We start from the raw sequence: 22,073 nt of genomic DNA on the forward strand, positions 1-22,073 counted from the left end.
GGCTGCCTCCCACTTCACACGACCCGCTACGACGGGCCATCGGCGAAGGCCTTTCACCTCCGCACGGTCAAACAGCGCCTCGTGGCGCACGCCGCACCGCTTCCGGTGCTCGGGCCTGGCGGCCCTGCGCTCCGGGTCGGCTTGCCATCGGATGACGTGGCGACCGTCGTCAGCAAGGCTCACGGGACATGCGCGGGATGATCATACGCACCGAAGGTGCCCAGCACCGTGTTCCTGCAGGTCACCCTTCGCGCGCAAGCAGCATCGTCCGCGCTCTCCTAAAGCGGGTGCCGCAGGTTCGAATCCTGCCGGGGGCACGCATCTGACCAGGCGTTTTGGCCTCTGACCTGCATTTATTGATGTCCATTGACAGCGCTCGATGACAGGGCAGAGGCAGCCAAATGCAGCCGTACGCCATTGATCGCGAACCATATGCGAACCGATCTTAAGGCTGTTTGCCCAGGTCACCGGACCCTTTTCGTCGGTGGTTCGTGAGACCGTGACGATCGCTGGCGGTGGCCGAGGACCGTACGCGGCCGGGGCGATCGCCGCCGCAGAGCCTCCTTTCGTCGGCCCCACGGCACCGGTGGCCGTGCCCACCTCTCTTCGCCCCAAGCGAGCCGAATTCAGCCTTGATACAGAACCCGGCTCGCTCAGACATCGGCTCCGGACCGACTCCTCAGCCCAGCGGTTGAAGGCATCCGTCGATCAGGTCGCTGCGGTACTGGATTTCGCGGAGTCCCGCCGAAGGTGACGGACGAACTGATCGGTGTCGGTAAATGCGGTGTTGGCCTGCGAGCTGCGCCGGAGCAGCGACCCCTCCAGCACCGCGAACAGGTCCGCGCGCAGTTTGGGCCTGGCCCCGGTCCACAACGCCGCCAGTTTCACAGTCCCGTCGCCAGCCGTCATCTCGCATGTGCCACGCCTGTAGTCGCACCTCATCGGACCGGGAGCCTACGTCCTGCGTCTGACAACGCCGCGACAGGTCTGGACCTCGGGATCGACGCCTTCGGCAGCAGGGCTCGGACGGATCGCGACCTGCGACGGGCGACGCTCGGATGAAGGAACTCGGAGAAGTGACCTTCACTCGGATCGCCCGTCAGCATGCTGTCGTAGCTGTGAGGGAGGATCACGGCAGCTATCGAACGCTGCGGCGGCGACCAACCGCCGATGACCCCACTGTCGAAAGGGAGAGGCATGTTTCTCGAATCGCCCGCCGCAAACTGGGATGCCGTGCCAGTTGAGGAGGCGCTGGAGCAGTACGACATGGCCGAAGCGAGCAACCGCACCAGTTGGGATGTCGACGACTATTTCGGTGAGGAACCCGAGCATTTCTACGTCCACCGCGGTGACCTGACGATCGACGGTGCGCTGGCGCTGGGCAACACGCCCTGCGAGGACGAGGACACGGTCTACGTCATCGATGGCGATCTAACCGTCAGCGGTCCCATCACCTTTTGCAACGCGGACGTCTACACTTCGCTCTACGTCACCGGCTCGGTCGTGGCACAGGATCTGGTGTGCCTCTGGGACAGTTGCCTGTTCGTCGGCCGGTCTTTGACCGTCCGGAACCTTCTCGCGACTTCGCTGTACGACCCGGCCGCCCTCGTCGTCAAAGGGCCGGTGTCTGCACATACCTGGCTTGAGATGGGCGGCCGGGGCTGTATCTACTTCGCCGGCAAACCAACGACCGACACCTGTGTTCGCGGGCACCTGGACGAGTACGCCGAGGGAGCCAATGCCGCTGTCTACCTCGGCGGGGAAGGCAAGGTCGCCAGCGTGGCGGAGGCGGTCCTCCCTGAGTTCCTCGAAGAGGACAGAATCTGCGACAGCCTGAAGATCCTGAAGGCGGTACTTGAGGGCAGGCCCGTCCTGCGGTAGGCACCCGCCCAGGCGCGCTGTTGTGCCGGTTCGGGGTTCCCGCGAGCGCGTGGACCCCGACCGTCGAAGCCGACGGCACCGTCGGCGAGGACGCGTGGGACGGGGATGGTCGTGCGGAAGGAACGCCCGCACTCCGGCGCCCAATTGTGGGCCAGCGACGTGGACGTAAACCGCGTTCGCTGCGAACACCCCTGGGCTCACCAGCGGAAACGCAGGAACTACATTCGGTAAGACAACGGCTTCTGAAGTCCCGTCGAGGATCGGGAGAGAAATGGCCGGGAGAGGTACGGCAAAGCAGAAGGCCCCAGCGGTGAGGCCGGGGCCGAGGCGGACATGGATAAGTCAGTCGAGGGCATCGTTGATCTTGCCGTTGATGTGGTCTTGCTGGCCGTCGATGCATTTCGCGTAAACGCGGAGCAGAACATCCACGCTGTGACCAGCGCGCTTGGCAACCTCGGGGGCCGGGACACCCGCGTTGAGCCAGAGCGAGACCGCCGCGTGGCGCAGGTCGTACGGCCGGGATGCCAGGGACGAGGCGACCTGAGCCGTGGTGAAGGCTTGTCGGCGGGCTTCCTGCCAGACGTAGGAGTAGGCCGAGCTGGAGTAGGGCGTTTGCCGGCCTGACCGCCTCACCCGGCGCCCGCGCCCACTACGACCGGCGCAAAGAACGCGGTGACCGGCACTCCGCGGCACTGCGCAACCTCTACAACCGCTTCCTCGGCTGTCTGTTCCACTGCCTGACCACCCGCCAGCCCTACAACGAGCACATCGCCTTCCCCGCCCCAAGCCCTGAGGGCTCCACCGCCCCCAGACCCCCGCGAACCGCGGCAGCCGTCGACGCCCCATCTCGTTGATCAGAGCCCGCCGCAAGCGTCACCGGCCACCACGGACCGAACACGCTTGACACCGCCGCCGATCGGATGTCTCGGGCCTGACGGCCCTGCGCTCCGGGTCGGCTTGCCACTGTCCACTGGGATACCCACCGACGACACCTCCGAGCCGGTGACCGAATCTGAGCCTCAGCCACCAAGCAGCCAGATCCCCTCCCAGAGTTTGGACACATGGCCACGCGGGTTGACCACTTCAACACCCATACGGCTCCCAATCCGCAAAGCCTCGTCCGACCCGTGAACATCGATGTTGGACGAATGCACTAACGTCGGCCAACGGTCACGATGTCGATCCCAAAGTTTGATTTTTCTTCGATGGAAGGCCTGAGGCAGGACGATAGGTCCTGATCGCCTCCATAGGAGGTTCGCGGCCGCGACGCAGCCATGCGGCCTCCGCATCGTTTTGCGACCGTCGCCGACCTTCAGAGGCCCGTGACACGCAGACCTTCGGCGCCTCCTGCGGGACGAACAAGATGTTGCGATCCTCACCGACCTCGAAGGGGCGGTGCTGGTCCGACATCCTGCTCGTCATCGCCGACGCCATCGACTCGCCGCAGACCCTGCCAGGTTGTCGCCATCGCTCCTGGCCTACGTTGGCCACCCCGCCAACAGACAGGACGCCCTCCGAAATTCCGTTGGACGTCGTTTCGGAGCATGCTCTACCGTGACCGCCATGCCTGCGGTGCTGATCACCGGGTTTTCCGGGTCGGGGAAGACAACAATCGCCGCCGAGCTTGCCCGGCGCGGCAAATGGTCGATCGACGCGGACGCCGATCAGACCCTGGCCCGCTGGGTCGACCACGCCGGGCAGGTCGTCCGCCGCCCGGACGTCCCCGACCTCGACTGGCTGGGCCGGCACCGGTGGGAGTGGGACCCGATCCGGCTGCAAGAGATCCTGACCACCGCCGATCGCACTGGTCCGACCTTGTACATGTGCGGCAACGCCAACAACGAAGCCGACTTCTTCGACCGTTTCCGCCACATCTTCCTGCTGGAGATCGACGAGCCCACGCTGCGGCGGCTCGATGACCCCACCCGGGACAACGACTTCGGCCGCGCTGGCGACATCCGCATCCAGCTTCCCCGCTGGCTGCCGGCCTATCAGGCACGAATGCGGGCGCTTGGGGTGAATATCGTCGACGCCACCGGTTCGCTTCAGTCGATCATCGACACGATCCTCGCCCGCGCCGAACCCCCCGGTCCTCAGGATCGGTGACCGGCACGGAAGGTCTCCGGCTACAGCTCTGCACGTTTACCCACACCGGTGTCTCTACACGTCGAGCGGTACGCCGACAACCTGGACCGCTTCGCCTTCCTCCTCTGCGGCAACGACGGCGAGGATCTCCCCGGGCCAGGCCAGAGCTGAACCCACGGCCTGCCGCCGACCGCGTTAAGCCGGAACACGGTTCCGCATAGTCGGCAATCAAGGGCCGACCCTGACGGTGACGGCGAGCGGTCGGCTGGATCCTACCCCTGTTGATCGGATACTGGGCCTTGACCCGTTCACGAGGCCAGGAGGAGTCATCTATCAGGGCGGGCAGGACGAAGGTCTTACAGGTCTCGTCCTCAAGGGGGCCGTTACTGAACGTCACAGCACTAGTTGTACCTGGAGCCGCCGACAATTTTGGACTTTTCGATCACTCGCCAGTCGCTTCTACCGGATCGAGAGCGTCCTCCTCGTGACCAAGACCGAGCGGTGGCCCTTCGCCAGATCAGTGCACGCTGGCTCCCGCTGGACCTGATCGCGATTCGCAGCTACCAGGCAACCCCGCGCTGACATGGCCGACGAGGGCGGGCCGAGGCTCGGCGACCGGGACGTTAGCGCCCGCGTTCGCGAGACACACGGGCTTACGCCAGCGAGCTCAAGACAGGCATCATGCCTGGGGATTCGTTTCAGTCTTGGCCAAGAAGCGATCGACCTATGCCGTGGCGCATGCTCCACTGCGGCGCAAGCGGCGCCGCTTTGACCCTCCGCTCTCCCGAGCGGGGTCCGTGCGTGATCGTTTGCTCTCCTCTCATAGGATCCTCCATCCTCGCCCTGCTTAACGAAACGCTTGTGGGTGTCGTGTTAGAGATCGCTGCAGCCTCCACGTAGCACGTCAGAATCTCCCGAGTGGCTTAATAGTCCGGAAAGTCCGGAAAGAGTGTTTTGATGGGCTTTGCGACGAATCTGCAAACTTAAGACCGGGCGAATTGCCTCCCTCCAGCCATTTGGCCTGATGTGGCTCCCTTGGACGTGTAGCCTCGTTCGTTACTCCACTCCGATCGCCCCCACATTTCCCTCAGGGAACTACATGTCTCAATGGTTCAAGTGTGATCTTCAGGTCGCTACCCCCGGATGGAACTTCAAGATGCCTCCCGGCTGGTCAGGGAATCTGAATAACGAGGCGGACAGACGCGACTTCGCCGATCTTTACATGGCGAGGCTCAAGGAGCGTGGGATCCAGGTCGTCGCCCTCGCCGATCATCACACGGGGGCATGGACGGAGGAGATGCAGCTTGCAGGGGCTAAGGTCGGCATCGTCGTCTTCCCCGGTGTGGAGATCACTACCGGAACCGGCTCGGACGGCGCGCACCTCCTCCTCATCGGGAACCTCGACAAGACGGCACTCGACATAGATATTCTCCTCGCCAAGGTCTGCGGCTTCGACGACCGTTATCCAAGGTTCAACCCCTCAGATCAGACGCCCGCTCCTGCCCCGCGGACCATTCACCAGATCCTTCATGAGCTGCCACCCGGGTGGATCGCTGTCGCCCCGCATGCCTTCAACGACAACGGACTCGCCTCGAAGAAGACCGTCAGAGGGACTGGTCGGTGGCAGGCACTGCATGATGAGAACCTCTCTGCCATAGACGTTGGCCGATACTCCGCTGACAAATCACAGCTTGCCTGGAATCAGCGATTCCGAAATCGGGAACTCGATGACTTCCCCTGCCTCGACCGGCTCGCGTTCATCAGTACGTCCGATGCCTACAGTCTGGATTCGCTCGGATCCAGATTCACCTGGATTCGGATGGCCGAGCCATCCTTGGAGGGACTTCGCCAGGCCTTCCTGGACTACGACTCGCGGATCATCTGCGATTGGGATGACCGGCTCAAGAAGTACCCCGAACGCGATCCGAACCTGGTCACCCATCCATGGCTAGAGTTCGTCTCCCTCGGTGGTCGGCTCGGAAACTCCACCCAAGGCCTAAGCCTGGAATTCTCTCCCGGACTCAACGTCGTGATCGGAGGGCGCGGATCGGGCAAGTCCACGGTTGTCTCCGGGATTCGACGGCTCTACGGAGAAACGGCCAGCCTGCCGGATAAGGTCAAAACTGATCTCGAGGAGTTCTATCGGAGAGTGTTCGCGGACGCAGAGCTTGAAGCCGTCCACCGCCTTCCCGTCTCCGGCGAGCGCCAGACCGCCCGCTGGACACAGGAAGGCGGGGGGATCACAAGCCGTGACTCGGGTGACACCCCCACCCGCTTCCCCGTCCGCGTGTTCAGCCAGAAGGAACTGTATGAACGTGTCGCTCCCGAAGTCGAGGATCCCTACGCCTCCTCACGTCACCTGCTCGCTCTGATCGATGAGGGACTGGACGCCTCCGGTGATGGCAGACAGGCCGATTTCAGCACCGAACTCACGAAAGCCGAGAACGACTGCCAAAACCTCGTCAGCCGGCAACTTCAGGTAGAGGCTGAGCTCCAGCAGCAGCCAGAGCTGCAGGCGCGATCTGAGGAACTGGGCCGGCAGGTTGCCCACCTCGACAATCCGGCAACTGTTCAACGGCGTCAGGCCAATGAAGCCGTCCTGCGCGAGCACGAGTTCGTGGAAGCGGCGGCGGCCGATTTGGAGCGATCCATCGAGCAACTGCTCCAGACGGTCGAGCGCGACCTATGGATCGACGAAGACGGCATCAGCAACCCACACCATCAAGACGTCATCGCCATCCGGCGAGACCTCCGGGAGGAACTGGCCTCCGCGCTCACACGCGCGCGAGGGAAAGCGGCCCAAACTAAGGCAGCGCGGCGGGAAGGAGCCTGGGCCGACACAGTGCAGGCAGCCCGAACCGACGACGCGGCCTACCAGGCCGAGCTCCGCGAGATCGGGGTGAACCCGGAGCAGTATCTGTCTCTTCGAGAAGAGCACGTCACGCTCTCACGGCGGCTGCAGCAACTTGCCACTCTCGCCGCGAGCGTGCCCGATCTCCAGCTACGCGTGCGGGAAAGCTGGAACGCACTCGATCTCGTCTACACCCGACGCAGCCAGAGACGCCTGCATTTCGTCGATCGGATCCGGGCCAATAGCCATACCCTCCAGTTCCATCTGCGTCCGAAGACTGACTGGTATGGGTGGGAGCAAACTGTTCGCCAGCTTCTCAACCTACGGTCGGACGGGTACATCGAGGATGCCCGAATGCTAGCTAGGTGGCTGTGGCAAGGGCCGAGCGATGCACTTCAGGAACGGCTTGACCTCTGGAGGCGGGCCCTCATGTCGAACTCGTACACCGCGGTGGCGCGGCGAATTCAGGAAGACACGGGAGAACGCCCGCGCACGGCTTGGTGGAACAAGTGGAGCGGCATGGACCGAGCCCTGCGCATCAGGGTCGCCACCACCATGGCCGACGACGTGGTCACCATGCGCTTCCTGAAGCACGACGGTGACCCCCATCAGGACGACGATTGGCAGGATGTGGCGCACGGTTCACCCGGACAGCGTAGCGCTGCGATGCTCAGCTTCGTCCTGCATCACGGCGGCGAGCCGCTTGTCCTCGACCAGCCAGAAGACGACCTCGACACGTCGCTGATCTCCGAACTGATCGTCACGCAGCTTCGAGAAAGCCGATGGAAGCGTCAACTGATCGTCATCACGCACAATCCCAACATCCCCGTGCTGGGGAACGCCGACCGGATCATCGTCCTTGAGAATATAGAGGGCGCAATTCGCGTCAAATCGACTGGTCGTCCACACATCGGTCCCATCGACGTCCCGGAAGTCCGGGTAGACGTCCAGAATGTCATGGAAGGTGGCGTAAACGCCTTCGTCCGTAGAGGAAAGCAGTACTCCAACGAGCTCAGCATGTACCAGCAAGCAGCGGTGCGCCTGCGTCTCGGCCCATCGACCGTCCAAGCTCTGGAGTAGGGCCCGGCGATCCGCCTCCAGCGGCGTCGGGAGCTCAAAGTACTCGACGCGTGCGCTAGATCCGCTGGTGCGGCCCTCGCTAGACTCCTTCAGCGCTGCCGACACCCACTGTGCGGAGCCTGGCCTGAAGTGCCTCCTCTGCGAGGAGATCAAAGGGCTAGGCCGATCGTTATTGAATGGTCAAGGCCGTTCTGTCGCACCCGGGGTTGCTCGGTGGTTGCTCTTCGGCTACCGGTACGCCGGATTACAGGGCGTCATACCTCGGCATTCCGGAACCGGCATTGATGCGCGTAGCGATACGAAGACGGACGTTGAGGCCGCGCCCGACACATAGGTCGTTGACTCATAATCAGCGGGTCCTACCGAGCTGGAAGCTCTCGGATATCGTGAGTTTCTGTCGACCGACGACGTGAGAGCCTTGCTGCCCATCTGCGCTGCACCCCGCCGGGGGCACCATCGAAAACACCTCTGACCTGCGGCTTCTCAGCCGCAGCTCTCTTGCTTTCCAGGCCACCAGAGGCAGCCAAATGCAGCCCTAGGACGAAGATCGCGGGACTATTGCGGGACGATCTTGTGCCGCTCAAACAGGTCTGGACCTGGCCGAACAGCCATCCTTGACCTTCACCGCATCAGCAAAAGGCCCAGAGACGCATCCCCATCCTGTGTCGATGGGGCTCGCATGACGGCTGCCTCGGAGCCCTCGGACGCCAACGTGAGGGCGGACGTGCCTCTACCACCCGATCCCGTAGGCGCTCGGGGCATCTCGCCATTGCCCCCTACCTGGGGCAGCTTGCCGCTTGTAGTCAAGGGCGAGCTTGGGGACGCTGGTGAGTGTGAGGCCTATGCGCACCCTCCATACAGCCCGACGGGTAGCCCATAGAGAGAGGTACACGGAAGCGACAACGCTTCGCCCTCCGTTGCCCGCACACACTGCAGGCCGCGCCAGCGACCCCTGATCGCATGTATGCCCTTGGGACCTCCACCGGGCAACCCTGCACCCGGAGCGACTGCTCAACGCTCCACCCAGGTGATCCCCGACTTATTCGACCCAGTAACACCCGGTGTGCAACATTTCGTAGCCATTGCACCATTGCTGGGGATTTGCCTGTCTAGTAGCAGGTTGCCATACTTACCACCCCGACCGCGAAAGGCCAATACGTGAAGCTAGAACTCTCTGTAATCGCACCCGAGGCAGACCAAGAGCTGCGCTCTCTTTATGAATGGCTACGGGACGAACCAGTCATTCGCCAGAGTTCACAAATAAGCCTGAGCGAGCAAGAGGTCAAGCCAGGAGATATGGGAGACACCCTCGACCTCATAACCCTGCTAGTGACGAGCGGCCTAGCACTCCCAGGCTTCATCCAGACGGTTGCCTCGTGGGCCGCAACACGGCGTAGCAGGCCGACTGTAGTCATAAAGCGCGAAGACGTGCGGGTAGAGATTACTGGCATGAGTATTGATGATGCTATAAAGATGGCGAAGGCTCTGGAGAGTGAAGATTGAGGCTTTCCAATGTCGCAAAATCCCGTGCAGTTCTGATCGGGACGAGCCAGTACGACGCCATGCCCCGATTACCAGCAGTGGAGAATAATCTACGCGCTCTGAGCGGGCTGCTGCAGGATGAAGAACTATGGGGGCTCCCATCAGATCACTGCACTGTAATCTCAAACCCGACCGTCGCCGAGGAGATGATCAGGCCCGTCAAGACGGCAGCAGCTGCCGCAGAAGACACCCTAATCGTGTACTTCGCAGGACACGGCCTACTGGGAATGAACGGCAGTGACCTCTATCTCACGACACCCACTGCCGACCTCGACCGCATTTACAATGCCGTGGCTTACGAGCATGTAAGAAACGAACTCCGCTCAAGCAGAGCACGCAATAGGATTGTGATCCTTGATTGCTGCTACAGCGGGAGGGCGTTGGGTGGCGCCATGGGACCTACTGAGGACAATGAGCTAATAGCCAACATGGCCAGCGTGAGCGGCCCTGCTCCTCTATGGCCCACGCTCGCTGTCTATACTCCACCCGCCACGCCAGGACGGCTGGAGCTCTAACGGGTGTGTCCAGTTAGGGCACTGTCGCAGATTCGGTGGTGACGGTGCGGCTCGCAGCGTCACGCGAAAACCGTACAGTCCCCCTTAACGCTTCGGCCTGACGCCGTCGGTGTCCAGGAAGGCGAGTAGTTCGAGGTTGACGAGAGCCGGCGCGTCCTCGTGGAGGACATGCCCCAGGCCGGGGAACAGTCGGAGCGTAGATCCAGGAATTCTCCGCCGCAGCCGGTCAGCCTGCTCAGGGGAGACGAACTCGTCCCTGTCGCCCCAGAGGATCAGTGTGGGAGCGCGGATGTCGCCAAGTTTCCGATCGACGAGCGACAGATCGATCATACGGACCTGCTTCCACATTGCCTTACGGTTGGGTCGGCGGCTCAGTGGCGCCCAATACTCATCGACGACTCGGGAGGTCATCCGTTCACCTCGCGCGTAGGCGCCCGACAGGCCGGAGGCGAAAGTGGATCGGCCCATCAGCTTGGTCACCGCCTCACCGATCACCGGCACGCGCATCAGCTCGAGATTGAAGTTGACCGGCGCGTTCAACCCCAGGGGCGCCATCAGGACGAGCTTGTCCACACGTTCGGGCCGGGTCTCAGCGAGATACAAAGCCACGGAACCATTGAGTGAATGGGCGACGATGGACGCCCGCGGTACGCCGACGGCATCCATGAACGAGGAAAGGGCATCGGCCATCGCCTGCACGTCGTAGCCGAAGTCCTCGTCATGGACGGTCGTGTATCCGTATCCGGGTGGGTCGACCGCGTACACGGTGTGATCCTTGGCAAGGGCGGGGATGGTGTCGCGATAGGTGTAGCTCCACAGTGTGCCGCCGGGAAGCAGCACAACGGGCGAGCCTTTCCCTGCCTTGGTGTAGTGGAAGCGGGCCACCGGCGTGTCGACAAAGTGCGAATCCACCGACCAGGACGAGTGGAAATCCCGTTCCTCGGGGGGCTGCCACGCGTAAGCCAGCGTGAGGATCGCCGCGACCAACCCGGCCAGAAGCGCGGCGACCCCTTTCAGCGCGCGGCTCGGTCCTCGCCTCTGTGGAGTCGTCTCCGGCTGTTTCGCGGGATTCTCGTCGTCAGTGAGCATTGGCTCGCCCTCTTCTCTCTACTGTTCGGAGAGAGGACGGGCCTGCCGGACTCCACGTGACAGTCAGCCTGCGTGTCGTCAATCACAGGCTCGGCGCGGAAGCCATAAGGCGGTGCGACCATCACCCTCGCGGACGGCACCGTCCGAAGCGAGCAGTGGGGCTGCTCACCAGCCTGACCGACCGCCGGGCTGGTGGCGCTTTATTACGAGCGCAGGCAAGCCGAGACCACCTACTTTTCGATCAAAGCCACCATGCGTCCTTGCTTGCGTACCATCCCCGGCATCGAGCAGGAGGTCTACGCCCTGCTGGTCACCTACCAGGCACTGATACGCGCCGCCGCCGACATCGCCTTCACCCGAACGGGCCTGGACATGGACCGGATCAGTTTCGCCGTCTGCTCCAGAGCGCGGGCGACACCGTCATCGCCGCTTCAGGGATCTTCCCCGACGACTCGGTAGACCAGGCCGGCGTGATCGGCCGAGCCATGCAAAAGGTTCTGCTCCCCGCCTGGCGCAGTCGTCCGTATCTCGGCCAGACCCATGACAGATACTCACCGAGAGATTGATCGTCGCATCGGGCCTTCCGCTCGGCGACCGCGTGCGCGACAGCATCGCTCATGGTGAGTCGCCAGTGCCGGAATATTGCCAATTACGTGATATTTCGGAGGCTTTGTCGGCTATTGCCAGGGCTCTGCCTCGATGGGAACATGCGCGCACAGGGGACCCCTGCCCATACGTCGTAGGGCGCCAAAGCGCCCTCCTCCCAGGAGGCTTGAGTGAGGTTGACACCCCTCTTACCCCGCCGCATCCTCCGAATCCTCGCGACCACCATCCTCGCTGCAGGCACGCTCGTCGCCACCACGACCTCCGCCCAGGCGGCCAACGCTCCCAACCCCACGGAGATCCTGGCCGCGCTCGACCACGCCGCCATCCCGGGAACCGCCTACGGCGTCGATGGTGACCAGGTCGTCGTGAACTACGACGACGTGGTCGCCGCCTCCACGTTCGGCCGGCTCCGCGCCGTGGTCGCCCGATTCGGCGCGGCGGTCCGAGTGGAATACATGCCGGGCACACTCACGGAATTCATCGCCGGCGGCGATGCAATCTACGGTGGCCAGTACCGCTGCTCGCTCGGATTCAACGTGGTCAGCGGCAGCACCTACTCCTTCCTCACCGCCGGTCACTGCGGCAAGGCGGCTAGTACCTGGTATGCCGACGCCGGCCATAACACCCTGCTCGGCTCGGTCACCGGCGCCACGTTCCCTGGCAGTGACTACGCGATCGTCCGTTACGACAATGCCGGCATCTCCAAGCCGGGCACCGCGTGCGGCAAGGACGTCGCAACAGCCAATGACGCCGTCGTCGGCGAGAGCGTACAGCGCTGCGGCAGCACCACTGGCACGCGCAGCGGCACGGTCCTGGCCTTGAACCAGACAGTCCACTACCAGAGTGGTGGCACCGTACGGGGCTTGACCAAGACCAACGCATGCGCTGAAGGCGGCGACTCCGGCGGCCCGTTCATTGACGGCACCAAAGCACTCGGCCTGACGTCGGGTGGCAGCGGCGACTGCAGATCGGGCGGGATCACCTACTTCCAGCCGGTCAGGGCCGCATTGTCGGCCTACGGCGTCAACATCTACTAGGCATCAGGAGGGCCTGGCGACGTTCCAGGCCCATCTGTCTCGCTGCGGCGACCTCTGGAGTACGGGTCCGCAGATTCGCCGCTAGCGCAGTCCTGCCGAGCCGACGATGATCCACACCGGGCGACCGGCACGCTTTGGCCATCACGAACTCCTCCACACCACCAAAGAGGAAAGGCGCACACCAGAGGGAGGGTGTGGACGGCGTCGTCAGGGCGGCCCAGCCGGGCGGAACCACGGGTCAAGGACGCGTGGTTACTCGCCGGCAGTCCCCGCGCTGCTGCATCATCCTGAGGAACGCCGTGGAGCAGCACCCGGGTGCGCTCCACAGCGCGATGATCCGTGCCTTCGGCTCAGGGCAGCAGCGTGTGCATCCACCCGTGGGGGTCGGGTGCCACGCCGGTCTGGATCTCGGTCAGCCGCCGGCGCAGCCGGGTGGTCACGGGGCCGGGTTCTCCTTCCCCGATGACCAGCTCGCCCCCCGCGTGTCTGACCGTGCCCACGGGTGTAACCACGGCCGCCGTCCCGCAGGCGAACACCTCGGTGAGGTCTCCCGAAGCGCTCGCCTGCTTCCACTCGTCAACCGAGATCTTCCGCTCCTCGACACGATAACCGGCGTCCCTGGCCAGCCGCAGCAGCGAGTCCCGGGTAATCCCCGGCAGCAGCGAGCCGCTCAGCTCCGGTGTCACGACTCTGGCCGTCGGTCCCGAGCCGAAGACGAAGAAGAGGTTCATGCACCCCATCTCCTCCACCCACCGGCGTTCCACCGCGTCCAGCCAGACGACCTGGTCGCAGCCGTGCCATACCGCCTCCTCCTGCGCGATGAACGCGGCGCCGTAGTTGCCGGCGAACTTGGCCGAGCCGGTCCCGCCGGGAGCGGCCCGCACGTACTCCTCCGAGAGCCACACACTCACCGGCTTCACCCCGCTGGTGAAGTAGGACGCGACGGGCGAGGCGATCAGGACATAGATGTACTCGGTGGACGGTGTCACCCCGAGTCCAACGGAGGTCGCGATCATGAAGGGACGGAAATAGAGGGAGTTGCCGTTCTCGGCCGGCACCCAGTGCCTGTCCGTCTCGGCCAGTTCCCTGAGCGAGGCGAGGAAGACCTCCTCCGGCAGCTCGGGCATCGCCAGCCGCCGTGCCGAGGCGCGGAACCGTTCGGCATTGGCCTCGGGCCGGAAGCTGGCGATGGAGCCGTCCGGCTGGAGGTAGGCCTTCAGCCCCTCGAAGACGGCCTGGCCATAGTGGAAGACCGCGGTCCCCGGCGGCAGGCCCAACGACTCGTGCGGGCGTAAGCTCGCATCGTGCCAGCCGCGGTCCTGGTCGTAGGCCACGGTGACCATGTGATCGGTGAAATACCTGCCGAACCCCGGATCGCGCTGGATCTCCGCCACCCGCTCCGCGCCGGCGGGTTCGGGGTTCATGGTGCGCCTGAACTCGACTTCCACTTTCATTCCGCGCCAACCTCCTGTTTCTCAGCAGCGATGTGCTTGGCCAGTGACTGAACCGTGGTCAGGTCCTCATACAGCCGCCTGAGCGGCAGTTCGATCCTGAAGTCACGCTTGATCCCCTCGTTCGCCTCGATCACCGAGTAGGAGGTGAACCCGAGCTCGAACAGTGACGTATGCGCGCCGACGTCGTCGGGCCGACGCCGAGCAGCCGACCAGGGAGCGGAGGTGCGCGAGCACGCCGTCCGCGGGGCAGGTTGAGTTTGTAGGAGATCCGGGTCGCCGCAAACTCGGGTCCCGTCGCCAGGTGCAGGGAGTAGGCGCTGGGCATGTCCACGTCCTCGTGGTTGAGGAGCAGCCAGTCCTTATAGTTGCTCGCCGTACGGCCGGTGAAGACGCCCACGTCGCGGTCGAAGGTCACTGGCAGGTACCCGGAGTCCTCGAAGGACTCCCAGACGTACTCCAGGAGGAGGCGATGCTGCGGGTCGAGGACATCCGCCTCGCGCGGAGTCATGTCGAAGAAGCCGGCGTCGAACAGCTCCGCGGTCTCGAGAAGCGCGCTCCTGTTGACGTAGTTGGGGTGGGAGAGGATCGCCGGATCGACCCCGTCCCTCAGTGACTCCTCGACGGTGATCGACGAGCTGGATTCGAGGCCCGCACACAGGTTTCGCCAGTATTCCCGGTAGTCGCGGGCGCCGGGCAGACGGACGCACATCCCGATGATCGCGATATCGCCGATGTCGTGTGCCATTGCGAAGTCCTCAGGCCTTCGGAGCCTTTACCGACTCACCTGCCAGCCGGTCCTTGCGACGGTGATAGGCGCTTTTGCTCTTCTCCCGGTTTCCGCAGATGTCCATCGTGCACCAGTGGCTCGACTGGTTCCTGGAGCCGTCGTAGAAGAGCCACCTGCAGACATCCCGCCGGCACGCCTTCATCCTCCGCCAGCGGCCGTCGTCCATCGCGGTGCGCACGACATCGAGGATCTCAGCCATCGCCTGCCCGAAGGGTGACGGCGCGACGAGCGTCAGCGAGCCCTCGGAGGTGAGGGACATGGCGATCCGGAGTTCCTGGATCGTCATGTCCATGAGTGCCAGTGCCTCCTGATCGAGTGGCACGCCGTTGTTGGCGCGGGCCATCGCGCGCAGGCCCTCCCGCACCGCCGCGGCCTGCCGGAGCGCCAGGATGCCGATCTCGGTCTCCGGCTCGACCAGGTGCTCGTCCGCCAGCCAACCGTGCAGGCCGTCGAGGGAGGACAGGGCATCACGCCGCGCCTCCCAGTCGAAGGTGTTCACGAAGGCCTGAACGAGCCGCAGCGTGCCCGGCGCGGCACGCCGGGCACCCGGCTCGGCACCCTCGGGCGCACTCACGTCTACCAAGGTTCCTCCGCAAATTACGTCACCAGCACAGAAGGATAGAAGGTGTGATTAACACTTGCTAGAGGCGTTTACCGGTGAGGCAACCGTGGATGTGCGCCCAGGGCAGCCGGAAGCCCGACACCCACAGTCCCGTTGAGGCGCCAGCCCGAGTTCATGAAGTTCTGGGCAGGTCAGGGATTCTCCCTTGCATGCTCACAGGTCACCGAGGTCGCGCTGCCGCTGACCGGGGTGCTGTGTCGCCTCGAACGGATGAGGGCCGTGACGATCGCTGGCGGCCCGCCGGGCTTCACGTTCAGATACCTGCGCGACAACGCCGTGAAGATCGCAGCGAGCGCCCGAGCGCACCGCGCCACCGAATCCGCCCTCGCTCAGGTACGGCAGACAGGTTCAGCCACCGCGATCCTGCCCGAGACTGATGCCCGCGTCCCATGGTGACGGGTCACCATGGGACGCGGGTACGGCTCAGCGTCGCCTGGCCGGGGCGCTGTCCTTGTCGCAGGTGGTGTCGCCGTCGGGCAGGACGCCGTCCACCAGATACCGGTTGACGGTGGCATCGACGCAGGCGTTGCCCGCCGCGAGGTAGGCGCCATGGCGGAAGGCGCCGCGCAGGGTGATCATGCGGGAGCCTGCCAGTGCGCGGTGCATGGCTCGCTGGCCAGGGTTGGGGGTGACGGGGTCGCCATCGGCGCCGACGATCAGCATCGGGGCGTCGTTGCCGATCGTGGTGGGCGCCTCCACCGGTGTGGCCGGCCAGAAGGCGCAGGGACTGATGTTGCGGGTCATCGGCTCGAACAGCGGCTCACCGGCGCGGTGGGCCTGGATGTCGCGGAAGTAGGTCTCCAGGTCGCGGGAGGCGGCCCGGTCGGCGCAGAGGATCGGGGTTCCCGCCCGGTCCTCAGCTGCCCCCGAGCCGGTGAACAGGCCGTCGAGGGTCTCCTTCAGCGACGCCGGGACGGTGACCGCGTCGCCGCGGGCGGCGTCGGCCAGCACCTGCACCTCCGCGGCGAAGCCGGCGTACGCCTCCGCCCTGTCGTCATAGAGGCGGATGAACAGCAGGTAGGGGACGTGGTGGGCGTCGATCCGGTACTCGCCGACCCGCAGCGGGCGCCGGGTGGCGGCCTGGTTGACGCGCTCCACGGTGGCCAGGACCTCGGCCTCGGTGGCGCCCAGGCCGTACTCGGCGTCGTGAGCGGCGGCCCATGAGGCCCAGTGCTTCAGCGCGGCGGTGATCGCCGGGCCGTTCCCGGACAGCAGATCGGGGCCGTAGACGTCCGGGTCGACCGCGCTGTCCAGCACGACCCGGTCGGCCCTGGCGCCGAACATCTGCGTGTAGACGGCGCCCAGGTAGGTGCCGTAGGAGTAGCCGAGGTAGGACAGCTTGGGCTCGCCGAGCGCGGCGCGGATGACGTCCATGTCGCGGGCGGTGTTGCGGGTGGTGGCGTACGGCAGCAGGTCACGGTTGCCCTGGACGCACCCGGCCGCCAGTTCCTTCATGAGGGCCACGCTCTCGTTGAAGGTGCGGCGGGTCGGGCCGGCCGACCGGGTGGGAGTGTCGGTCATCCACCGGCAGTGGATCGGCGTGCTGCGGCCGACGAAGCGCGGATCCATCCCGATCAGGTCGTAGCGGGCCGCGACGGCGGGCATGAACTTGCCGAGGAGCGCCCGTTGCAGCCCGCTCCCGCCCGGGCCTCCGGGATTGATCAGCAGGACGCCCCGGCGCTTGGCGGGGTCGGTTGCCTTGATCCGTGAGATCGCCACTGTGATGCTCCGGCCCTGGGGCCTGCGGTAGTCCAGCGGGACGGTGACCTCGGCGCACTGGGCGCCCGCCGCGTCCAGTGCCCCACCGGTCTCGTCGTTCGGCCCGGTCTTACAGCCGTGCCAGTTGAGCGTCCGGTGGTGAAACCGGGCCGGCCCGTCGGTCCCGGCGTCACCCGTGACGCCTGCCGACGCCTGGCCGGTGACCGCCATCCCCGCCATCAGCGTCGCGCTCGTGGCGACGGCCGTGGCGATCTTTCGTGCACGCACAGAAAGCCCCCCTTGTCGGATGATGTCGTCACCGACGCTAGGGTTCCGCGCGGTTGATCCTTATCGGCCATATGGTCGACCGAGATCGACCGTATGGACATTCCCTCGTCCGTCTCCAGCCGGAGGCGTTCGTCGGGTCTCCCGATGCGCACCGGCGCCGATCCGCTCGGTGCCACCGCTCGCCGTACCGGCGCTGTGAATGGTCTGCACCCCGGTGCAGGCGTGGTGGTCGCCGGGCGGCCACGCATGCTGTGGAGCATTGTCGAAGGCGCCTGAGACGGCGCCGCCGAACCCGCGTCGAGATCATGCTCCGCGCGTCAGGACGCCAGCGGGCCGCTACGGCTCTTCGGCCGACACGACGGTGTATACCTCAGCCGCGGGCGGGGGTGCGGAAGACCTGGCGGCCGTGCCAGTCGATGTGGGCCGGATCGACGGCGTCCAGGCCCGGCTGGGGCTCGCGCGCCCGGCGTCCGGCCAGGGAGAGGACCATGCCGCGGGAGGCCTCCGATCGGCCCACGAACTTGGCCGAGACGGCGATGGTCGGGCCCGTAGTCAGTCCGAGGACGCCCTTGTCGAACAGCTTGTGGTGGATGGCGCACAGGCACAGTCCATTGGCCAACTCGTCGGGGCCGTCAAAGGCCCACCAGCGCACGTGCGCAGCATCCAAGCCGACCACAGCGCCGTCCAGCCAGCCGTCGTAGGAGCAGAACGCGCAGCAGTACTCGTACGCCATGAGTACCCGGTCGCGAAAGCCCGGATCACGGCGTACGGCCAGCGGTGTTCTGAGCTCCCGGCCGGTTTCCGGCGTCTCCAGGTCCAGGCTGGCAAGCATGCACAGGTCCGTATGAAGAGACGGGGCAAAGTTGGCGTCGAGGAGGTAGCGGGCGATCCGGCTTAGCAGCCCCTGCTCATCCGACAGCGCGCGGGCCAGATCGGGATGGAGGCGGCCGCTGGCCTGGCTGTCGCGCAACCGGCCCAGTTCCGGGCCCGGGCTGCCCGGGCCGTGGCGGGTGTCGACCAACCACAGGCCGTCGTTCGTCAGGTGGTGGAACGGGTAGCCCGGGCTGGTGTCGCGGGGCGGGCCGTACTCCTTGAGCTGTTTCTTGAGCTCGGCCTCGGCGGCGCTGAACGGGATGGGCCGGTTACCGTGCCGCTGGAAATGGCCCAGGACGTACAGGAGGAGGAGCGGCTTGTGCGGTGCCCGCTCGCCGCCTCTGGTCCAGCGCCGGATCTCGGCGACCCGCCCAACCCAGTCCACGGTCGGCCAGTGTAGGACGATCTTCCGGCCACGTCAGGACATACGGTTGTCGACGTTCGCATATCGCCGTAGCCGGCCGCACCTTATAGTCGCCGAAGTGAGCGATCTTCAGCCGGGCGTTTACCAACATCTGATCACCCGTGAAGTGGACGCCCTCCTGCAAGCGGTATCCGATCGCAAGCTGATCGACCGGCGGTCACTGGACATCGCCGACTCGCACGAGACCCTGGCGCGGCATCTTGCCGCGCTCACCCGCCGTGCGCTGCGTTCCGTCCGGGGTGACAGCGATGCCGTACGGCTGGCGCGGCAGGTAGAGATCGTCAACCGAATCGCCGACCTCATCGGCGACCTGGTGCCCGAGGCCGCCTCGCCCGAGGAACTCGTGGAGGCCGCCGAGGAACTGCTGGGCGTCGCCAGAAGCCGGGACGCGGCCGGACAGGTACGGTTTCCCGCGCGTCCGGTGATCCCTCTCGCCAGTAGCGCGTTGCTGGTCAACGGCAGGGGGCAGCCGGAGATCGGCCACGAGCTCAAACGCGAGCTCGCCTCCGCCGATCACGTGGACCTGCTCTGCGCGTTCGTGAAGTGGAACGGCGTACGGGTACTGGCGGAGGCGATCGAGGAATTTCTGGCGCGTGGCGGCCGGCTGAGGGTGGTGACCACCACGTACATCGGCGCCACCGACCGCCTCGCGCTGGACCGGCTGGCGGCCATGGGCGCCGAGATTCGCGTCTCCTATGACACCCGGATGACGAGACTGCATGCGAAGGCCTGGCTGTTCCATCGGGCCAGCGGCTTGTCCACCGCCTATGTGGGCTCCTCCAACCTGTCGCAAACCGCCCTAAGCCATGGACTGGAGTGGAACGTACGGCTCGCTCAGGCCGAGCAGCCCCACCTGATCGACACGTTCACCGCTACGTTTGACGACTACTGGGGCGATCCGTCCTTCGAGCCCTACGATCCGGCGCAGGATGCCGAGCGGCTCGACCGTGCCCTGTCCGCCGAGCGGGCCGGCGGCCGGGCGGTCGTGCTCGATTTCGCGCACATCGACGTCCTGCCCTACTCCTACCAGCGTGAGATCCTCGACGAGCTCGACGCCGAACGGCAGATTCACGATCGGTGGCGCAACCTGGTCGTCATGGCCACGGGCACCGGCAAGACCGTGGTCGCCGCGCTGGACTACCGGCGTCTGCGTGCGGCCGGGCAGGCGGATTCGCTGTTGTTCGTCGCCCACCGTGCGGAGATCCTGCGGCAGAGCCTGCTCACCTTCCGGCAGGTGATGCGGGATGAGACTTTCGGCGAGCTGTACGTTGACGGCGCTCGCCCCGAGCAATGGCGGCACGTGTTCGCCTCTATCCAGTCGTTGCACGCCAACCCTCTGCCGGAGCCGGACAGGTTCGACATGGTGATCGTGGACGAGTTCCACCATGCCGAGGCTTCGACCTACCGGCGCCTGCTGTCGGCGGTACGGCCGAAGGTGCTCCTGGGGCTGACCGCGACGCCGGAACGCGCCGACGGTCAGGACATCAAGCACTGGTTCGACGGCCGGATCGCTGCCGAGCTGCGCTTGTGGGAAGCACTGGAGCGTGGGCTCCTGGCCCCGTTCCAGTATTTCGGCGTCCACGACGGCACTGACCTGCGCCAGGTCGGCTGGCGCAGGGGCCAGGGCTATGACACGGGCCAGCTCTCAAACGTCTACACGGGCAACGACCGCCGCGTCGCCGTGGTGTTGGAGACGTTGCAGCGCAAGATCGGCGATGTGGGGCGGATGCGGGCCATCGGCTTCTGCGTGAGCATCGACCACGCCCGGTTCATGGCCGACCGCTTCACCCGAGCCGGGCTTCCCTCGGTGGCTGTCACCGCGCATAGTCCGGCGGGCGAACGTTCCCAGGCGCTAAAAGACCTGCGAGACCGGCAGATCAACGCGGTGTTCACCGTCGACCTCTTCAATGAGGGAGTCGACGTTCCGGAGATCGACACCGTGCTCTTCCTGCGCCCCACCGACAGCGCCACCGTCTTCCTGCAGCAGCTCGGGCGTGGCCTGCGACTGGCCGACGACAAGCCGTGCCTGACCGTGCTCGACTTCGTCGGCCATCAGCACAAGCAATTCCGCTTCGACCGGCGCTATCGCGCGCTCACCGGCGCCAGCCGTACCGGCATCGCACGAGAGATCGAGCAGGGGTTCCCGACCCTGCCCGCTGGCTGCGTGATCGACCTGGACCGTGATGTGCGCCGACTGGTCCTCGAGAACGTACGGCAAGCGCTCGGCCTGAACTGGCGGGATCTGGCGCGCGAGCTCCGCGACCTCGGGGACGTCAGTATGCCCAAGTTCCTGCAGGAGACAGGGCTGGACGTGGAGGATCTCTACCGGCGCCGTCAGGGCTGGGCCTCCCTGCGGCATACCGCGGGTCTAGAAGCCGCATCCCCTGACGAAGGGCTCGGGCGAGCTTTCGGCAGAATGCTGCATATTGACGACGTCGAGCGTCTCGCCTTCTTGACCGAGGTGCTGGCCGGCCGAACTCCGCAGTCCCCGCGCGAACTGCGCCTCATGGCCATGCTGGATGCGATGTTGTGGGGTGGCAGCGAGCCTATCTCTGGGATGGAAACCCGGCTCGCGCGGCTCACGGGTGCTCGCGCCGCAGAGCTTGAGGAGTTGGCGGACATCCTGCGCTCGGGAATCCGTCACGTGGCCCCGCCTCTGGATCCTGTCGTGCCGTTGCATGTCCATGCGCGATACAGCAAGAACGAGGTGCTGGCCGCTTTCGGCATCGACAAGCCCGCGCATATGCGGGAAGGGGTCAAGTACGTGGAGGAGCACCGGGCGGACCTGTTCTTCGTCACCATCGACAAGTCCGAGGACCACTACTCTCCCTCCACGCTCTACCATGATCGGGCGATCAGTGAAGAGCTGTTCCAATGGGAGTCGCAGAGCACCCTGCGCTCCTCTACCGCTACCGCTCGCCGCTACCTGACGGGTGCGTCAACGGTTCATTTGCTGATCCGACAGTCCAAGCGAGACGAAGGGCTGGGGGCTCCGCCGTACACCTATGCAGGTCCCATGCGATATGCGAGCCACGATGGTGAACGACCGATCAGGTTCGTTTGGCGCCTGGACCACCCGCTACCGCCCGAGGTGTTCCACTACGCCAAGGTCACTGCGGGCTGAGCCGACAGCAAAGTTGGCCATGGGAGGCCTTCCTGAGGCGCGTTTCCGCTGCTCGCCGAGAGTCGAGGTGGGGCGGGCCGACCATCCTCGTGGCCGGGATCACGGCCCGCCGTTCCG

The 22,073-nt window shown here is 65.3% G+C and carries 17 protein-coding genes; 9 read left to right on the forward strand and 8 right to left on the reverse strand.

The features are described 5' to 3' along the window. The first annotated feature begins 1,197 nt into the window (after positions 1-1,197). Entirely contained in the window at positions 1,198-1,881 is a 684-nt protein-coding gene (locus tag ACIBHX_RS38290; protein WP_214325945.1) for a hypothetical protein, read from the forward strand. 342 nt (positions 1,882-2,223) lie between these two features. Here the strand turns inward: ACIBHX_RS38290 and ACIBHX_RS38295 are convergent, their stop codons facing one another. Then, entirely contained in the window at positions 2,224-2,514 is a 291-nt protein-coding gene (locus tag ACIBHX_RS38295; protein WP_397072345.1) for a hypothetical protein, read from the reverse strand. Positions 2,515-3,444: 930 nt separating this feature from the next. On the opposite strand from ACIBHX_RS38295, the gene ACIBHX_RS38300 reads away from it, so the two are divergent. The 4 genes from ACIBHX_RS38300 (at position 3,445) to ACIBHX_RS38315 (ending at position 9,954) form a co-directional block, all read left to right on the forward strand. Beyond that, positions 3,445-3,987: a hypothetical protein gene (locus tag ACIBHX_RS38300; protein WP_397072346.1), complete on the forward strand. Its 543-nt coding sequence runs from the start codon at positions 3,445-3,447 to the stop codon at positions 3,985-3,987. A gap of 1,078 nt (positions 3,988-5,065) precedes the next feature. After that, complete coding sequence (locus ACIBHX_RS38305) at positions 5,066-7,897, forward strand: TrlF family AAA-like ATPase (RefSeq protein WP_397072347.1); 2,832 nt, start codon at positions 5,066-5,068, stop codon at positions 7,895-7,897. A 1,158-nt stretch (positions 7,898-9,055) separates the two neighbouring features. Beyond that, positions 9,056-9,400 carry a hypothetical protein gene (locus tag ACIBHX_RS38310; RefSeq protein WP_397072348.1) on the forward strand — a complete coding sequence of 115 codons (345 nt, stop codon included), beginning with the start codon at positions 9,056-9,058 and terminating at the stop codon, positions 9,398-9,400. Beyond that, positions 9,397-9,954: a caspase domain-containing protein gene (locus ACIBHX_RS38315; protein ID WP_397072349.1), complete on the forward strand. Its 558-nt coding sequence runs from the start codon at positions 9,397-9,399 to the stop codon at positions 9,952-9,954. The genes ACIBHX_RS38310 and ACIBHX_RS38315 overlap by 4 nt, the downstream gene beginning before the upstream one ends. Before the next feature lie 84 nt (positions 9,955-10,038). On the opposite strand, the gene ACIBHX_RS38320 is transcribed toward ACIBHX_RS38315, so the two are convergent. Beyond that, positions 10,039-11,043: an alpha/beta fold hydrolase gene (locus ACIBHX_RS38320; RefSeq protein ID WP_397072350.1), complete on the reverse strand. Its 1,005-nt coding sequence runs from the start codon at positions 11,041-11,043 to the stop codon at positions 10,039-10,041. A gap of 192 nt (positions 11,044-11,235) precedes the next feature. Between ACIBHX_RS38320 and ACIBHX_RS38325 the strand changes: the two genes are divergently transcribed. Together ACIBHX_RS38325 and ACIBHX_RS38330 are read left to right on the forward strand one after the other, a co-directional pair. After that, positions 11,236-11,502, forward strand: coding sequence for a hypothetical protein (locus ACIBHX_RS38325; RefSeq protein WP_397072351.1), 267 nt, complete (start codon positions 11,236-11,238; stop codon positions 11,500-11,502). 317 nt (positions 11,503-11,819) lie between these two features. After that, complete coding sequence (locus tag ACIBHX_RS38330) at positions 11,820-12,686, forward strand: S1 family peptidase (protein WP_397072352.1); 867 nt, start codon at positions 11,820-11,822, stop codon at positions 12,684-12,686. A gap of 350 nt (positions 12,687-13,036) precedes the next feature. On the opposite strand, the gene ACIBHX_RS38335 is transcribed toward ACIBHX_RS38330, so the two are convergent. From ACIBHX_RS38335 to ACIBHX_RS38350, 4 genes are read right to left on the reverse strand one after another with little or no spacing between them, the layout of a single operon-like run. Beyond that, on the reverse strand, positions 13,037-14,110 hold the full coding sequence (locus tag ACIBHX_RS38335; protein ID WP_397072533.1) for a branched-chain amino acid aminotransferase: 1,074 nt from the start codon (positions 14,108-14,110) through the stop codon (positions 13,037-13,039). A gap of 26 nt (positions 14,111-14,136) precedes the next feature. Continuing rightward, positions 14,137-14,304: a phosphopantetheine-binding protein gene (locus ACIBHX_RS38340; protein WP_397072534.1), complete on the reverse strand. Its 168-nt coding sequence runs from the start codon at positions 14,302-14,304 to the stop codon at positions 14,137-14,139. Next, positions 14,271-14,885 carry a beta-ketoacyl synthase N-terminal-like domain-containing protein gene (locus tag ACIBHX_RS38345; protein WP_397072353.1) on the reverse strand — a complete coding sequence of 205 codons (615 nt, stop codon included), beginning with the start codon at positions 14,883-14,885 and terminating at the stop codon, positions 14,271-14,273. Before ACIBHX_RS38345 ends, ACIBHX_RS38340 begins: the two co-directional genes overlap by 34 nt. 10 nt (positions 14,886-14,895) lie before the next feature. Next, positions 14,896-15,501 (reverse strand): CGNR zinc finger domain-containing protein, encoded by a 606-nt coding sequence (locus tag ACIBHX_RS38350; protein ID WP_397072354.1) that lies wholly within the window; start codon positions 15,499-15,501, stop codon positions 14,896-14,898. Positions 15,502-15,663: 162 nt separating this feature from the next. Here ACIBHX_RS38350 and ACIBHX_RS38355 point away from each other — a divergent pair, with 162 nt between their 5' ends. Then, a complete protein-coding gene (locus ACIBHX_RS38355; protein WP_397072355.1) occupies positions 15,664-15,945 on the forward strand; it encodes a hypothetical protein in 282 nt (93 codons plus the stop codon). Positions 15,946-15,972: 27 nt separating this feature from the next. Here ACIBHX_RS38355 and ACIBHX_RS38360 read toward each other — a convergent pair whose 3' ends face one another. After that, a complete protein-coding gene (locus ACIBHX_RS38360) occupies positions 15,973-17,535 on the reverse strand; it encodes an alpha/beta hydrolase (protein WP_397072356.1) in 1,563 nt (520 codons plus the stop codon). Positions 17,536-17,905: 370 nt separating this feature from the next. After that, the gene (locus ACIBHX_RS38365) at positions 17,906-18,793 is read right to left on the reverse strand and encodes a phosphorothioated DNA-binding restriction endonuclease (RefSeq protein WP_397072357.1); all 888 of its coding nucleotides are present in this window, start codon (positions 18,791-18,793) and stop codon (positions 17,906-17,908) included. Between the two features lie 97 nt (positions 18,794-18,890). Between ACIBHX_RS38365 and ACIBHX_RS38370 the strand changes: the two genes are divergently transcribed. Further along, entirely contained in the window at positions 18,891-21,956 is a 3,066-nt protein-coding gene (locus ACIBHX_RS38370) for a DUF3427 domain-containing protein (RefSeq protein WP_397072358.1), read from the forward strand. Positions 21,957-22,073 lie beyond the last annotated feature (117 nt).

It is taken from the genome of Nonomuraea sp. NPDC050536 (genome assembly GCF_044457685.1).
Classification (GTDB): domain Bacteria; phylum Actinomycetota; class Actinomycetes; order Streptosporangiales; family Streptosporangiaceae; genus Nonomuraea.